Here is a 14,352-nt window from a genome sequence, read left to right as displayed (position 1 = left end):
GGGGGAGGGGCAGGGCATGCGGGCCCCCGGGCGGGACCCGCATGCCGAAGGGGCCGGTCAGGCCTTGCCGAGTCGCGGCCGATGCAGCGGAACCGCTTCCATCCACCAGCCGAAGACCAGGCCGACGGTGGTCCAGAGGATCGCCTGGATGCCCAGGGACACCAGGCGGAACTGCCACAGCAGGTCGGCCGGGAAGTCCGCCGGCACTTCGCGCACGGCCGGGAACAGCAGGCCGGCGGCGGCGCAGATGCCCAGGTACACGGCCATGCCGGCGATGGCGCCGGTCCAGGCGCCGTGCTCGGCGAGCAGGCGGCGGGCCAGGTTCAGCGCGATGACGGCCGCGGCGATGGACAGGGCGATCATCAGGAAGAACAGCGCGGTGCGCTGGCGGATGCTCTCCGGGTCGCCCACCGACGGCGGGTTGGCCGGGTACTTCAGGCTCGGCACCAGGTACAGGGCGACGAAGGCCGCCAGGGCCAGCAGGGCGCTCAGCGCGCGCGGGCCCAGGCGCCCGGTGCGGCCCAGGGCGTAGGCGAACACCAGGGCGAACAGGCCGCCCATGGCGGCGCCGTAGACCACCACGCCGGTGAGCAGGCCGAAGCTGGCCTGGACCTCGCGGCTGACCAGCTCTTCCTCGTGGTCATGGGCGGCGCCGCCGGTGGCTTCGGCGGCCTCGTGCAGGGCCGACATCTGTTCTTCGAAGGCGATGGCGCGGTCCACCTGGGGTTCGCCGAAGACGAAGGCGAAGGCGAAGACGAGCAGGCCCGCCAGGACGCCGACGAGCATCCCGCGCAGCAGGAGTTTTCCAGTCATGCAGGGAGTCCCCGGGGTCAGTGGCAGGGGAAGCCCAGCAGGTGGCGGCCGTCGTGGACGAATTCGTGCACGTACATGCCCTTGAACATCGAGGTGGCGCCCTGTTCGGCGCCGACGAAGTACAGTGCCAGGAGCAGCAGCAGGCCGCCGAAGATGGCCCAGGGCAGCAGTTCGGAAAGGGGGATGACGGGGAGCGATACGCCGGTATCGGCGTGGGTGGCTGAATGAGCCATGAAGCCTCCTAGGATTGCGCGTCCTGAATGGTTGGCGAGCTGTTTTTGCGGGAAGGGTCTGACTCTCGGCCCGAGGACCGAATACAGTGGCGCGACCGTGCCGGGTTTTCACCGGCTTCCTTCCAGGTAACAAAGTGCTGCGAGAGCGCCGGGCAGTGTAAACCCCGGCGCCTGCGAATGGGAGAGAATTCGATGCCGAGCCGCCTGAGCCTCGTCTGCCACGGGCGCACCGCCGCCCAGCGCCAGGGCCGCTTCGCCCAGCCCGACGAGCCGTTGGAGCCGGGCCAGGACGAACGCCTGGCCGAGCGCCGCGCCGGGCTCAAGGCGCCGCGGCGGCTGCTCTGCGCCCCCGAGCTGCGCACCCGGCAGACCGCCGCCGCCTGGGAGGCCGAGCCACAACTGGTGGAGGCTCTGCGCGACTGCGACTACGGCGCCTGGCGTGGGCAGAGCCTCCAGGCCCTGCAGGAAACCGCGGCGGCCGGGCTGGCCGCCTGGCTGGCGGACCCCGCCAGCGCGCCCCACGGCGGCGAGTCCCAGGTGCAACTGTGCGAGCGCGTGGGCGCCTGGCTCGACGCCTTCGACGAGGACGGCCACTTCGTCGTCGTCAGCCACCCCGCGGTGCTGCGCGCGGCCGCGTTGCACGTGCTGCAGGCCGGCGCGGCGGCGTTCAATGCCATCGACGTCGAGCCGCTGGGCGTGCTGCGCCTGGTCCGCAACGGGCGCTGGCGCCTGCGCCTGTAGCGGGCCGCGGTCTATGCTCTGTGGGCCCATCGCCACGAGGAGACCGCCATGGCCAGCCATCCCCGCCTGATCCCCTGCCTGCGCTACCGCGATGCGCCGGCGGCCATCGACTGGCTGTGCGCGACCTTCGGCTTCGTCCGCCAGTTGGTGGTGGACGACGGCGAGGGCGGCGTGGCCCACGCGCAGCTGTGCCTGCCCGACGGCAGCGGCATGCTGATGCTGGGCTCGGCGGTGGACAACGAATACGGCCGGCTGATGCGCCGGCCCGAGGAGGTCGGCGGCTGCACCCAGAGCCTGTACCTGGTGGTGCCCGACGCCGAGGCCCTGTACCGCCGCGCGCTGGACGCCGGCGCGCGGATGGTCATCGACATCCGCGACGAGGACTACGGCGGCCAGGGCTTCACCTGCCGCGACCCCGAGGGGCACGTGTGGAGCTTCGGCACCTACGACCCCTGGCACTGAACGACTGGTAGTGAACAAGAAGGAGCAAGGCATGAAAGAGGTGGTATTCGCCGATGGCGCGCGCGTCCCGGCCATCGGCCAGGGCACCTGGCGCCTGGGCGAGGACAGGGCGGCGCGCAAGCGCGAGGTGGCGGCCCTGCGCGAAGGCATCGAGCTGGGCCTGACGCTGATCGACACCGCCGAGATGTACGGCGAGGGCGGCTCGGAGGAGGTGGTCGGCGAGGCCATCGGCGGCCTGCGCGAACAGGTCTTCCTGGTCAGCAAGGTCTACCCGCACAACGCCAGCGCCCGCGGCGTGCCGGCGGCCTGCGAGCGCAGCCTGCGGCGCCTGGGCACCGACTGCCTGGACCTCTACCTGCTGCACTGGCGCGGCCAGTACCCGCTGGAGGAAACCGTCGAGGCCTTCGAGCGCCTGCGCCTGGATGGCAAGATCCGCCGCTGGGGCGTCTCCAACTTCGACCTCGACGACATGCAGGAACTGGGCGCCCTGCACTGCGCCACCAACCAGGTGCAATACAGCCTGGAGGAACGCGGCATCGAATGGGATCTGCTGCCCTGGTGCCAGGAACAGCGCATGCCGCTGATGGCCTACTGCCCGGTGGGCCAGGGCGGCCGCCTGCTGCGCAACGCCACCCTGCGCGAAGTGGCCGAACGCCATGGCGCAACTCCGGCGCGGGTGGCCCTAGCCTGGCTGATTCGTCAGGAGGGGGTGATCGCCATTCCCAAGGCGGTGGAGGCCGCGCACATCCGCGACAACGCCGCGGCACTGCAACTGCGGCTGGACGAGGAGGACCTGGCGAAGCTGGACGCGGCCTTCCCGCCGCCAAGGCGCAAGATGCACCTGGCGGTGGTCTGAGGCTGGGTTCTCGCGCTTTTCGTAGGAGCGAGCTTGCTCGCGAAGGGTAGTTACCTGTAGCAGCGGTGTTTTGGGGGACTCCGCCCCCTCTCCCTAACCCTCTCCCTGAAGGGAGAGGGGACCGTTGGGCAGAGCTGGGCATTCTGGAGTTAGCCGGCAGCACCGAAGGTTTCCGGCAGAAACCATGCCTGTTCTCGGCACGGACAAGCCCCCTCTCCCTTCAGGGAGAGGGCTGGGGAGAGGGCGCTCTTCAGTACAGGCACCACCCCGACCGACAGAACACCCTCCGCAAGCCCACCCGACCACCGTCCTGTAAAAATCCCCGCCACCATGATAAGAAGCGCCCATCAGCAAGCTGGAGGCAGTCATGGGCAAGTTGCGTGTCGGGGTGATTTTCGGTGGGCGTTCGGCTGAGCACGAGGTGTCGCTGCAGTCGGCGAAGAACATAGTCGATGCCCTGGACCGCTCGCGGTTCGAGCCGGTGCTGATCGGCATCGACAAGGAAGGCCGCTGGCACCTCAACGACGCCTCCGACTACCTGCTCAACCAGGAGAACCCGGCGCTGATCGCGCTCAACCGCTCCAACCGCGAGCTGGCCGTGGTGCCCGGCAAGGCCGAGCGGCAGCTGGTGGAAACCGGTAGCCGCCAGTTGCTGGACCACGTCGACGTGATCTTCCCCATCGTCCACGGCACCCAGGGCGAGGACGGTTGCCTGCAGGGCCTGCTGCGCATGGCCGACATCCCCTTCGTCGGCTCCGACGTGCTCGGCTCGGCCATCTGCATGGACAAGGACGTGAGCAAGCGCCTGCTGCGCGACGCCGGCATCGCCATCACCCCCTTCGTCACCCTGACCCGCGCCAGCGCCGCGCGCCTGCCCTTCGCCGAGGCGCAGCGCCGCCTGGGCCTGCCGCTGTTCGTCAAGCCGGCCAACCTGGGCTCCTCGGTGGGCGTCAGCAAGGTCGAGGACGCGGCCGGCTACGATGCCGCCGTGCAGCAGGCCCTGGCTTTCGACGACAAGGTGCTGGTGGAGGCCGCGGTGAAGGGCCGCGAGATCGAGTGCGCGGTGCTTGGCAACGACGAACCCATCGCCAGCGGTTGTGGCGAGATCGTGGTGCGCGGCGGTTTCTACTCCTACGCCAGCAAGTACATCGACGAAGACGCCGCCCGCGTGGTGGTGCCGGCGGACATCGACGCCCGGGCCAGCGAACGCATCCGCCAGCTCGCCGTGGAGGCCTTCCAGGTGCTGGGCTGCTCGGGCCTGGCGCGGGTCGACGTGTTCCTCACCGACGACGGCGAGGTGCTGGTCAACGAACTCAACTCGCTGCCCGGCTTCACCCGTATCAGCATGTACCCCAAGCTCTGGCAGGCCGCCGGCATGAGCTACAGCGAGCTCGTCGGCCGGCTGATCGACCTGGCCCTCGAACGCCACGCCGCGCGCCGCCGCCTGCAGACCAGCCGCTGAGGCGGGGCCGGCTAGCCCGGCAGCTCCTCCTGGGTGCGCTGGTGCGCGGCTTCGAGCAGCGCCTGGGCATCTGCGTGGAGCATGCGCAAGGTCGTGCTCCAGCGCGCCAGGTCCCACTGCGAGGCGCTGGCGGCGGGGTGGTCTTCGAGCAGGTCGAGCAGGCCGCCGAGCGCCCGCAGGCGCTGCAGGGCCGTGTCGAGCAGTTGTGTCGCGGGGGCCAGCGCGTCGATGTAAAGCACTTCGCAGAAGGCCTGCGAGCTTTCCGGCAGGGGTTTGAATTCATGAACCCTGAAGGACTCTTGCCGGGCGCTCGACCGGGCTTTCTCGCCGCGGAGGGGCGCGGGCTTGGAAGGGAACTGGTGCATTTCCTTACGCTCCTTGGACCGGGTGGAACCCGCCGCTGCCGTTGCGACACGGGGGGCGGCGGGCCGTGCAGGGGTCGCAAACCGGAGGTCCAAGGAGAGTTCCGGCCAGGCGGAAGCCTGCCCTGCACGGCCAGCCATAACCAAGGCAAGCGTGACGCACGTGGCGCCTTGCTTTGATTTCTGCTGCTGCTGTGCTGAAGGACCTTTGGGTTGCGACACCCTGTCATGGCAAATGCCATGACGCCGGGAAGACTAACGAGCCGGGCTGTGGGAGCTGGGCGTTATGTGCTGTAGGGGGATTCCTTGATAAGGTTTTTCTCAGGGGAGTTCTCGGTTTGCCGGCGCCGTGACCGCCGGCTGCAATTTTGCCGGCCCAGCCTCTACACTCCCCGAAGCTACATTGGCCACGCTAAGGAGCCAGACGATGAGTTCTTCCTCGCGGACGGTATGGGCAGCTGCGCTGGCGGCGCTGCTGGTTGCTGTTGTTCCGGTCGCACACAACCCGGCCTGGGCCGAGGACGCCGCGCCGCCCAGCGGCATGGAGGCGGATGACCAGCAGGGCCCGCTGGGCGACCTCGGCGAATACGGCCGCCTGGCCGAGGAGTCGCTCGACGCGGTGGGCGCCGACGACTTCGCCACCGCCCGGGCCAAGGTCGACACCCTGCAGGCCAAGTGGCGCGCCGCCGCCGCCGAGCTCAAGCGCAGGAGCCCGGAGGACTGGAAGGCCGCCAACGCGGCAGTCGAGGGCGCGGTGCGGGAGCTGCATGCCAAGGCCCCGGACAAGGATCGCAGCCTGGACGCGCTGAACACCCTGCTGTCCACCTTCAACGACATCCAGGGCATCAGCGACTGACGCCCGCCGGGCCGGGGCCCGCCGACGGCCCCGGCCCGGCAGCTCGTCGGCATCGGCGGCGGGCGCCGCTCAACGAAATCCTCACATCCGCCTCGCGGAGTTTTCACCTTCGTCCACGCAGGATGGCGGCCAGCATCCGGCAGCGTGCCGGGCGCGCTCCGACCCATCCCCTGCGAGGCCCGTGGCGAAGTGAGGCAGAAAACCGTGCGACAGGGCGCTGGCCGCCCACCCCGACGCATCATGGCCCTGGCCTGCGGGCTGCTCGGCGTGCTGGCGATGGCCCTGTGCGGCGCGGCCAGCGTGGCGCAACAGCACCCGCCGTTGCCAAGCCCGGACGACCTGGCCCACCACTGGCGCCTGGGCGAGGTGGTGGTGCTGGTGCGCCACGCCGAGCGCTGCGACCGCTCCGACGCCCCCTGCCTGGGCGCCGAGGATGGCATCACGGTGCGCGGCGGGGCGCTGGCCACGGCCTTGGGCGAGGACTACCGCAGCCGCTTCGGCCTGGGCAACGCCGACGTCTACGCCAGCCCGCTGACACGCACCACCCAGACCGCCAGCCTGATGTTCGGCGACGGCACCCTGGGCCAGGCCTGGGTCGCCGACTGCAAGGGCGACCTGCTCGACCACGTGCTGGAACACAAGGCCAGCCACCGCAACCTGATCCTCGTCACCCACAGCGAATGCATGGAGCAGCTGGCCCAGACGCTCAGCCACCAGGACCTGGAAACCCCCGGCTACGGCACCTCGCTGGTGCTGTTCAGCGATGCCCGCGGCGGCCTGCAGCTGGCCGGCGAGATCGCCCCGCGGGACTGGGCCCGCCTGCGGTTGCGCTAAACCGGCGGCGCCGCTGCGCTTGCGGCATCCGGCGATGCGGTCCTAGGCTTGCCGGGGAGGGCGGTGCCATCGTCCGCCCCGGGAGCCGCCCATGCCACACATCCAGCTCGGCGGGGTCAAGCAGACCCTGCTGATCACCTTCTACGCCAAGGCCATGGAAAGCCGCCTGCCCGATTCGCTGCTGCAGGACCGCTTCGCGGCCGCCGCGCTGGCGCGCCTGGACTACGACTTCTCGCGCTTTCGCCTGGGCCGCAGCAGCTACGTCGGCATCGCCCTGCGCGCCTGCAAGCTCGACCGCTGGGCCGCCGAATTCCTCGCCGCCCGCCCCGACGCCTGCGTGGCGCACCTGGGCTGCGGCCTGGACAGCCGGGTGTTCCGCCTCGACCCGCCGGCCAGCGTGGCCTGGTTCGAAGTGGACTACCCGGACGTGCTGGCGCTGCGCAGCGAGGTGTACCCGGCGCGCGAAGGCTGCACCCTGCTGCCCGGGGCCATGGGCGAGCCGGCCTGGCTCGACGCGCTGCCCAGCGGCCGCCCGCTGCTGATCGTCGCCGAAGGCCTGCTGCCCTACCTGCGCGAAGCCGAGGTGAGCGCGCTGCTGCGCGGGCTGCTGGCGCGCAGCCCCCACGGCGAGCTGATCTTCGACGGCTACAACCGCTTCGGCATCCGCATGCTGGGGCTGTTCCTGCCGTTCTGGGCACGTGGCGCCCAGGTGCACTGGGCACTGGACGACCCCGCGGAACTGGAGGCGCTGGTGCCGGGGCTGCGCCTGGTCGAGGAAAGGCTCACCTATACCCCCGAGGAATGCCGGCGGATGGCCTGGTCGTCACGCGCGTTCGTGCAACTGATGCAGCGCTGGCCCACCCTGGGGCGCATCGGCCGGCTGTTGCGCTACCGCTGGTAGGGGCCGGACGCCCCGGCACCATTCCCCGTAGGATAACCGCGAACGGTTATTCCCCTACGATCCCACGCCATTCCCGTAGGCGCAGGCGTTATCCGCCAAATCGCGGACAGAGTCCCACGAGGAAACTCCAGGCCTCACGACAATTGAGCGGGCCCTGCCCGCGATTCGCGCGCAGGGCGCGCTCCTACAGGGGAATGGCGCGGGTGGCGCAGCGTAGGATCTCATCCGCGAATCGCGCCGGAATGTGGAATACCGTGCTTCCCCGCGAACCGTAGGAGCGGACTCCGTCCGCGATCCCGCCGGCAGGGCCGGCGGGCGATGGGGGGGTTATTCCAGGATCGCCCCGACCAGCGAAAGCACGTAGTTGGTTACGGAGTCAGGGGCTTTTTCCTTGAACATGGCTCGGCGCGCCCTCCAGTCCAGCGTCCGCACCTGGTGGCTGTGGACATTGCCCTGGGTGTCGGTGCCTTCGCCCATCAGGGTGACAAGGAAGCCCTGGTTGCGCGCCACACTGGATGTGCCTTGCGAGATGGGGCAGACCAGGGCCAGGCCTATTTCATTGAATTCGCGTTTCGACAGGACCAGGCAAAAGTGGTCGCCGATCATTTCACGGCCCGTCGAGGGATCGAACTGCAGGTGCCAGATCTCACCGCGGTCGGGAACGCTCGGTGGGCGCCTCACCATTGCTCAGCGCCTACGGCCTGCATGTTGTCCCAGTCCGGGGCGAGCGAGTCTTTGGGCGTTTCGGCGATCAGCTGTGCCAGGCTCGGGCGCGTCATCGGTTTGATCACCAGGGCTCCCTCGACGATGTTGCACTCAACCTGACTACCGGCGTGCAGCTTGTTTTGGGCGACGAAGGCGGCGGGAACCGAAATGATCAGGGACCCCCCGGATTTACGCAGGGCAAGAGTGGTCATGAACATGCCTCCTGTTGAGGTTTTACAAAAGCATAACCTTTCGAGTTTTATTTTTGTAAAACCATTCGTCTCGAAGTGTGCCCATTCAGGGTCGTCTTGCAGGTCGCGCCGAGGTGCTTCTCGTAGGATGGGTTGAGCGAAACCCATGCGGTCCTGGCGATGGGGATCGCTCCGCTCGATCCTTCCTACAAAACCCCCGCCCAGGCCGAGAGCAGCAGAAGCACCGCCAGCGCCCGGTTCAGCCGCTGCAGCGCGCGCGGCGAGCGCAACAGCCGTGCGCTGCCGGCGCCGAGCCCGGCCCAGGCGCTCAGGCAGGGTACGCCGACCATGAAGAACAGCAGCGACATCAACTGGATGCGCAGCAGGCGGTCGTCGCCCTGGCCTGCGTAGACGCCGATCACCGCCAGGGCCACGGTCCAGTTCTTCGGGTTGACCAGTTGCAGCAGGGCCGCGTCCAGCAGGCCGATGCGCCGCGCCGGTGCGGCGCTTTCCAGGCCGGGGGGCGGACTGTGCCAGATCTGCCAGGCCAGCCAGGTCAGCCACAGCACCCCGGCGGCGGCCATGATGCCCTGCACCTGCGGCCGCCCGGCGAGCAGCTCGCCCAGGCCGCTGCCTACCGCCAGCACCACCAGCGCGGCGCCGCCGCAGCCGCCGAGGACGATGGGCAGTGCCGCGCCCCAGCCGTGGCGGGCGCTGTTGCTGAAGATCAGCAGGTTGGTCGGCCCCGGGGTGATGGCGGCGACGAAGGCGAACAGGAGGAAGGGCAGCCATTGCTGCAGGGCCTGGATCATGGCGTGGGCTCCGTGGGACGTGGAGCCGGCATGCTCGCAGCGGGCCGGGCGTCAGTCTGGAAGCTTTGAGCAGCGCTGCCGGTAATACGCCGGGGTAACGCCATAGGCGCGGCGGAACCAGCGGCCCAGGTGGCTCTGGTCGGCGAAGCCGAGGTCGGCGGCGACCTGTGCCGGAGCCAGGCCGCGGCCCAGCAACTGGCGCGCACGGGCCAGGCGCAGCTGGACCAGGTAGGCATGCGGCGGCAGGCCGAAGGCCTCCTTGAACGCGCGGCTGAGGCGGAAGCGGTCGCAGCCGGCGGCGCGGGCGAGGTCGTCGAGGTCGATGTCCTGCATCAGGTTGGCATGCAGGTAGTCCCGCGCGCGCAGGGCCGCCAGCGGCAGGCGCGGGTGGTTGTCGACGCGCTTGCGCCAGTGCAGGCGCCGGGTGAGGCCGCCGAGCAGCTCGTCCAGGGCGGCCTGGCGCACGATGCGCAGGTCCTGGCCGTGCACGGCCTGGAAGGCGGCGTCGATGGCGGCGGCCATGCGCGTGTCGTCGAACAGCACCTGGGGTACGCTCAACTGGCAATCGGCCGGGGCCTCCTCGAACAGCGCGCCCACCTCGCGCTCCAGCCACTGCGGGTCGAGGTAGAGCATGCGGTAGGTGAAGCCGCCGGCGGTGGGCGCGTCGCCATCGTGGATCTCCCCGGGCTCGAGGAAGAACACCTTGCCCGGCGTGCTGACGTTGCGCGCCTGGCGGCAGCGGAACTGCTGCACGCCGGTTTCGGTGAAGCCGATCAGGTAGCTGTCGTGCCAGTGCGGATCGTAGGCGTGGCCCTTGAAATGGGCGCGCAGGGTCTCGATGCCGGTGTCGGCATCCTGCGCCAGGTCGATCCAGTTGCCGCTGTGCATGCCGCGCCTCCGCCGCGCCCGCGAGTGGTTCAGCATACCCCGCGGGCGGGCGGCGTCTGGAAGATTTGTGCAGGCGGTCGTCAGGGCCAGGTGCCCTCCGGGTTCCAGGTCGAGACCATCAGCCGCACCTGGCCCTTGATGGCGGCGGCGGCGGGGTTGCCGTGGACGTCGCTGTCGATCGGCAGCAGCACCTGGATGCCGCTGCCGTCCAGCTCGCTGGCCTGCAGCGGGATGGTCGAGGTGTTCATCCCGGTGTTCTGCCAGGCGTAGCGGATGGTCCACTGGTCGCCGCCGTCGCTGGGGCGTTCCAGCTGGATGATCACGGTGTCGCGGTACAGGTAGCTGCCCTCGTAGTGGCTGTTGGGCCAGAAGCGCTTGTCGATCTCGTAGTCCGGCACCCGCACGCCGAGGGTGAGGCTGTAGGCCAGGCCGGGCAGTTCGGGGTCGACCTTGCCGAACTCGGCGAGGAACACGCTGGACAGGTACAGCTGCGTGCCCGGCTTCCACTGCGCCTGGGTGAGGCAGGCCGCGGAATCCTCTTCCGCCGTGCGCCGCGACAGGTACCAGGGCTTGCTGCGTGGCGAGGCCAGCAGCTCGATCTGGTAGAGCGCGTTGACCGGGGCGCCATCGGCGGCGTCGAGCACTTCCTTGGGCAGGCGCAGCTCGTCGACGTCCAGCCAGATGTCGACGCGCACGTTGCCGAACAGGAAGCGCACCAGGTTCTGGAAACTCTCCTCGCTGTTGACGATGCCGAAGAAGCCGGAGTGCGAGCGGTAGGCGAAGGCCTTGGCGCATTCCTCGCCGACCGTGCCGTCGGCGTTCAGGCCGTGCAGGGTGGCGTTCTCGATGCGCACCAGGCCGTCGCTGCCGTGGCCGACGAAGGTGCGCGACAGGCCCGCGGCCACCTCATAGTCGCTGCGGTTGGTGCCCACCATGCAGAACACGCGACTGGAGGGCAGGGCGCTTTCGGGCAGCAGGTCGACCTTCGCTGGCCAGGCGCCCGGCGGTGAAGGCGGTCAGCTCCTTGAGCAGGGCGACCACGGCGGCGGAGCCGGGGTTGGCCAGCATCACCGCCTTGAGCCCCAGGTCGACGGCCTTGCTGCCGACGACGTCGCGGATGCGCTCGCCCGCCTCGCGCAGGTCGCCGTCGGACTCCATCATCAGCAGCGACAGCGCGACGTACTCGCCGGGGTTGGCCGGGCCATACAGCAGGTGGCCATCGCCGAGCATGCTCACCGTCGAACCCTGGCGAACTTTCGGAAAGGGCATGTAGTTGAAAGTGAGGGCACCCTTGTGGATATTCGAAGTGTCGATGGCGAGGGAAACTATATAGGGCTCGCTATAACGGTCGAATAACAGGTCGGCATGTTTCAACAAGGTGAATTGGCCGAGGGTGATTGCAATACGGGAGTTGAAGCGATCGAAGGCCATCTTGGTACTTCCCTGTGGTGGCTTGGAGGGGGCGGAGGCCCGGCGTTCAGGCTGAAGCTAGCTTTCGCCCTGCGGGCTGTCCAACGCCATTGGGAAGTTTTTCAGTACTGATCCGATAATGAAATTAAGTAAGAGCTAATTATTGGGTTTGGTTATTTGATGTGTAAGTCTTGAATGACACGTGCTCCCGTATTTTCAACTTTGACGGATATTTGGCGGCGGTAATTACATACACTTGCGGTAGTAAAGCCGAGACCCTGAACAGGATGTCGGCGGTCGGCTGCTGTGCGCTACCCGCCGGGCTGTGCTACCACTTGCCGCTGGCACATCCACTACAAACAGGCGGTCCGCCATGGCGCTCGTGCTCTACGGTCACCCGTTTTCCTCGTACACCCAGAAGGTGCTGATGGCGCTGTACGAGAACCGGATACCCTTCGAATTCCGCTGCCTGGGCCCCGACACGCCGCAGCATGGCGCGGACTGGCTGCGGCTGTGGCCGCTGGGCAAGTTCCCGGTGTTGCTGGACGGCGAGCGCAGCCTCGCCGAGAGCAGCATCATCATCGAGTACCTGCAGCTCACCCGGGGCGGTCCGGTGCGCTGGCTGCCGGACGAGCCGCTGGCGGCGCTGGACGTGCGCTTTCTCGACCGCTTCTTCGACCTGCACGTGATGACGCCGGTGCAGCATGCCGTGGGCGGCGCCCTGACCGGCGATGCGACCAAGCGCCAGGAAGCCCTGGCCGACGCGGTGGAAAAGCTCGAACGCGCCTACGCCTGGCTGGAGGGCCAGTTGCCCGGCCGCACCTGGGCCGCGGGCGAAGCCTTCACCCTGGCCGACTGCGCGGCAGCCCCCTCGCTGTTCTACGCCGACTGGACGCACCCCATCGGCGAAAACTACCCGACGTTGCGCGCCTACCGGGCCCGCCTGCTGGCGCGCCCCTCGTTCGCCCGGGCGGTGGACGAGGCCCGGCCCTACCGCCCGCTGTTCCCGCTGGGCGCGCCCGACCGGGACTGAGCCGGGATGAAAAAGGCCGGCCCCGTCGAACGGGCGCCGGCCTGGCAGGGCAGCGATTGCGGGTCAGACGCCGGCGGGCGCCTCCAGCGCGCGCTTGCGCGCCAGCTCATACAACTGGCGCGCTTCGCCCACCAGCGGCACCAGTGCGGAAGCCACGCGCGCCGTTTCATGCACCAGCACATCATGGCCTTCGTGCACCTCCAGCACCCGCAGCAGGTCCTCCAGCGCGCTCAGCCGGCGCTCGGCCACTTCGTAGAGGTGCTCCGACGGCGCGGAGAGGTCGACATACAGCACGCTTTCATAGGCCTGGGCCTGCAGCGGTACCAGCTTGCGATCAGGCATGGCGCACCTCCGGGGCGGAGGCGAAGGGCAGGGCGGATGGCAAGGCACGCACAACGAACAGAGGGTGATGAGGCATTTCCGTTGCTCCTGGTTCGGAGGAAGGAGCCGCCCGCCCGGAAAGGGCGGCGGACCGTGCGGGGTCGCAGTACCGGTTAACCAGCGTAAAGACCGGCCAGGCCGAAGCCTGCCCCGCACGGCTCGCCATGGCTGCACATAGCAGCAGGCAAGAAAAAGCGCCTGTGCAAGGTGCATCGGCGCTTCGTGCACGCTAGTCATCGCCGGACTGCGATCCGGGCCACGGGATCGACCGTGGCAGGAACGCAATCTAGCGACGGGGTTTGTAGGCTCACAAGGGCGAATGTGGGTGGGAGATTTCGGATGGGGCAGGGGCCGATTTCGCTGAGATCAGCCCTTGCCATGCTGCTTGTTGAGCATCGACTGGATGTGCAGCACGGAGTCCTGGGTGCGCCTGGCCAGGTTGCGCACTTCGTCGGCCACCACGGCGAAGCCGCGGCCCTGTTCCCCCGCCCGCGCCGCCTCGATGGCCGCGTTCAGGGCCAGCAGGTTGGTCTGCTCGGCGATGCCCTTGATGACGCCCGCCATCTGGGAAATTTCGGCATAGGTGTTCTGGATGCTGACCTGCTCCCGCTCGCGCAGGGCCTGCGCGGCCTTCTCGTCGGTGATTTCCCGCGTGGCGCCGGTGACCCGCAACAGCACGCCATTGGCATCGCGCAGGCAGCGGCCGCGCTCGCGGAACCACAAATCGCCGCGGGTCTTGTGGCGCATGCGGTACTCGACGACGTACACGCGTTGCCCGGTGGGGTCGGCCATCATCTCGCCGAAGGCCTGCATGACCCGCTGCTGGTCCTCGGGCTGGGTGATGGCGAAATAGCTGTCCCAGCCATCGGGAAATTCCTGGCGGTTGTAGCCGATCAACGAGCGGAACTGATCCGACCAGCGAATCACGTTGGCCGGGTGGTCGGGGTTGCCATCGACCACGCTGAGGTCCCAGCACCCCTCGGTCAGCGTCTGCTTGGTCAGCTCCCAGACCTGCTGCTCCTCTAGAAGCCGCGAGCGTTCGGCCTCGACCGCGGCGGCCCATTCCTCGGCGCGCTTCAGGGCCTGCTCGGCCTCGGCCAACTGCCGCTCCCGCGTCCCGAGCGATGCCTGCAGTTCCTGCAGCCGGGTTTCATCGACGGGGGCGTGGCGTTCCGCCTGGTGCTCAAGAGTGGCGCGGTCCCGCTGCCAGTGGTCCTGGACGTCCTGCAGGGCCTGCGCAAGGTCCCGGTGGCGGCTCAGCGCGGCATACTCGGCCGGGTTGCGCCAGTTGCCCGCCAGCCACTGCCGGCACAGTTCGCTCACCTCACCCGCCAGTTCCTTCGCACCCTTTGCGAACCACATGCTTCGCCACTCCTCGTCGCTTGCGGTGATGCCAGATTAGTATGAAACCA

General features: G+C 68.8%; 18 protein-coding genes and 2 pseudogenes. 8 read left to right on the top strand and 12 right to left on the bottom strand.

Annotated elements, in window-relative coordinates; translation table 11 throughout:
- Window positions 1-57 precede the first annotated feature (57 nt).
- On the bottom strand, window positions 58-813 hold the full coding sequence (locus CHC02_RS11650) for a CbtA family protein (RefSeq protein WP_089391633.1): 756 nt from the start codon (window positions 811-813) through the stop codon (window positions 58-60).
- A 17-nt stretch (window positions 814-830) separates the two neighbouring features.
- Complete coding sequence (locus CHC02_RS11645) at window positions 831-1,046, bottom strand: CbtB domain-containing protein (protein WP_061561196.1); 216 nt, start codon at window positions 1,044-1,046, stop codon at window positions 831-833.
- Between the two features lie 192 nt (window positions 1,047-1,238).
- Here CHC02_RS11645 and CHC02_RS11640 point away from each other — a divergent pair, with 192 nt between their 5' ends.
- The 4 genes from CHC02_RS11640 (at window position 1,239) to ddlA (ending at window position 4,567) form a co-directional block, all read left to right on the top strand.
- Complete coding sequence (locus CHC02_RS11640) at window positions 1,239-1,787, top strand: histidine phosphatase family protein (protein ID WP_089391632.1); 549 nt, start codon at window positions 1,239-1,241, stop codon at window positions 1,785-1,787.
- 48 nt (window positions 1,788-1,835) lie between these two features.
- A complete protein-coding gene (locus CHC02_RS11635; protein ID WP_089391631.1) occupies window positions 1,836-2,249 on the top strand; it encodes a VOC family protein in 414 nt (137 codons plus the stop codon).
- A 31-nt stretch (window positions 2,250-2,280) separates the two neighbouring features.
- Complete coding sequence (locus CHC02_RS11630) at window positions 2,281-3,105, top strand: aldo/keto reductase (RefSeq protein ID WP_089391630.1); 825 nt, start codon at window positions 2,281-2,283, stop codon at window positions 3,103-3,105.
- Between the two features lie 367 nt (window positions 3,106-3,472).
- Complete coding sequence (ddlA, locus tag CHC02_RS11625; RefSeq protein ID WP_089391629.1) at window positions 3,473-4,567, top strand: D-alanine--D-alanine ligase; 1,095 nt, start codon at window positions 3,473-3,475, stop codon at window positions 4,565-4,567.
- 11 nt (window positions 4,568-4,578) lie between these two features.
- On the opposite strand, the gene CHC02_RS11620 is transcribed toward ddlA, so the two are convergent.
- The gene (locus CHC02_RS11620; RefSeq protein WP_089391628.1) at window positions 4,579-4,932 is read right to left on the bottom strand and encodes a hypothetical protein; all 354 of its coding nucleotides are present in this window, start codon (window positions 4,930-4,932) and stop codon (window positions 4,579-4,581) included.
- Between the two features lie 424 nt (window positions 4,933-5,356).
- Between CHC02_RS11620 and CHC02_RS11615 the strand changes: the two genes are divergently transcribed.
- From CHC02_RS11615 to CHC02_RS11605, 3 genes are all read left to right on the top strand, one after another.
- Window positions 5,357-5,785 carry a hypothetical protein gene (locus CHC02_RS11615; protein WP_139210226.1) on the top strand — a complete coding sequence of 143 codons (429 nt, stop codon included), beginning with the start codon at window positions 5,357-5,359 and terminating at the stop codon, window positions 5,783-5,785.
- 240 nt (window positions 5,786-6,025) lie between these two features.
- Window positions 6,026-6,619 (top strand): lipopolysaccharide core heptose(II)-phosphate phosphatase PmrG, encoded by a 594-nt coding sequence (gene pmrG, locus CHC02_RS11610; protein WP_089391626.1) that lies wholly within the window; start codon window positions 6,026-6,028, stop codon window positions 6,617-6,619.
- Window positions 6,620-6,710: 91 nt separating this feature from the next.
- Window positions 6,711-7,520: a class I SAM-dependent methyltransferase gene (locus CHC02_RS11605; RefSeq protein WP_089391625.1), complete on the top strand. Its 810-nt coding sequence runs from the start codon at window positions 6,711-6,713 to the stop codon at window positions 7,518-7,520.
- 327 nt (window positions 7,521-7,847) lie between these two features.
- Here the strand turns inward: CHC02_RS11605 and CHC02_RS11600 are convergent, their stop codons facing one another.
- The 6 genes from CHC02_RS11600 to CHC02_RS11575 all read right to left on the bottom strand — a co-directional run bounded on the left by CHC02_RS11600 (window position 7,848) and on the right by CHC02_RS11575 (window position 11,547).
- Window positions 7,848-8,204, bottom strand: a complete 357-nt coding sequence (locus CHC02_RS11600) for a type II toxin-antitoxin system PemK/MazF family toxin (RefSeq protein ID WP_089391624.1) — start codon at window positions 8,202-8,204, stop codon at window positions 7,848-7,850.
- Window positions 8,198-8,437, bottom strand: a complete 240-nt coding sequence (locus CHC02_RS11595) for an AbrB/MazE/SpoVT family DNA-binding domain-containing protein (RefSeq protein ID WP_139210225.1) — start codon at window positions 8,435-8,437, stop codon at window positions 8,198-8,200. The genes CHC02_RS11600 and CHC02_RS11595 overlap by 7 nt, the downstream gene beginning before the upstream one ends.
- 185 nt (window positions 8,438-8,622) lie before the next feature.
- Window positions 8,623-9,228 (bottom strand): LysE family translocator, encoded by a 606-nt coding sequence (locus CHC02_RS11590; RefSeq protein WP_089391622.1) that lies wholly within the window; start codon window positions 9,226-9,228, stop codon window positions 8,623-8,625.
- Window positions 9,229-9,279: 51 nt separating this feature from the next.
- Complete coding sequence (locus CHC02_RS11585; RefSeq protein ID WP_089391621.1) at window positions 9,280-10,116, bottom strand: AraC family transcriptional regulator; 837 nt, start codon at window positions 10,114-10,116, stop codon at window positions 9,280-9,282.
- Window positions 10,117-10,196: 80 nt separating this feature from the next.
- Window positions 10,197-11,051 carry a hypothetical protein gene (locus CHC02_RS11580; RefSeq protein WP_176450320.1) on the bottom strand — a complete coding sequence of 285 codons (855 nt, stop codon included), beginning with the start codon at window positions 11,049-11,051 and terminating at the stop codon, window positions 10,197-10,199.
- On the bottom strand, window positions 11,023-11,547 hold the full coding sequence (locus CHC02_RS11575; RefSeq protein WP_176450319.1) for a hypothetical protein: 525 nt from the start codon (window positions 11,545-11,547) through the stop codon (window positions 11,023-11,025). Before CHC02_RS11575 ends, CHC02_RS11580 begins: the two co-directional genes overlap by 29 nt.
- Before the next feature lie 352 nt (window positions 11,548-11,899).
- Here CHC02_RS11575 and CHC02_RS11570 point away from each other — a divergent pair, with 352 nt between their 5' ends.
- Window positions 11,900-12,559: a glutathione S-transferase family protein gene (locus CHC02_RS11570; protein WP_089391620.1), complete on the top strand. Its 660-nt coding sequence runs from the start codon at window positions 11,900-11,902 to the stop codon at window positions 12,557-12,559.
- Between the two features lie 63 nt (window positions 12,560-12,622).
- On the opposite strand, the gene CHC02_RS11565 is transcribed toward CHC02_RS11570, so the two are convergent.
- The 3 genes and pseudogenes from CHC02_RS11565 to CHC02_RS11560 form a co-directional block, all read right to left on the bottom strand.
- Window positions 12,623-12,901, bottom strand: coding sequence for a hypothetical protein (locus tag CHC02_RS11565; RefSeq protein WP_089391619.1), 279 nt, complete (start codon window positions 12,899-12,901; stop codon window positions 12,623-12,625).
- Between the two features lie 423 nt (window positions 12,902-13,324).
- Window positions 13,325-13,516 (bottom strand): annotated as a pseudogene (locus CHC02_RS30735) (methyl-accepting chemotaxis protein); the annotation flags it as partial.
- A 102-nt stretch (window positions 13,517-13,618) separates the two neighbouring features.
- Window positions 13,619-14,302 (bottom strand): annotated as a pseudogene (locus tag CHC02_RS11560) (PAS domain-containing protein); the annotation flags it as partial.
- Window positions 14,303-14,352 lie beyond the last annotated feature (50 nt).

This window comes from Pseudomonas delhiensis (assembly GCF_900187975.1).
Taxonomy (GTDB): Bacteria; Pseudomonadota; Gammaproteobacteria; order Pseudomonadales; family Pseudomonadaceae; genus Pseudomonas; species Pseudomonas delhiensis.
The sequence above is the reverse complement of the archived record's forward strand: the minus strand, read 5'-3'. Positions and strand labels throughout refer to the sequence as shown.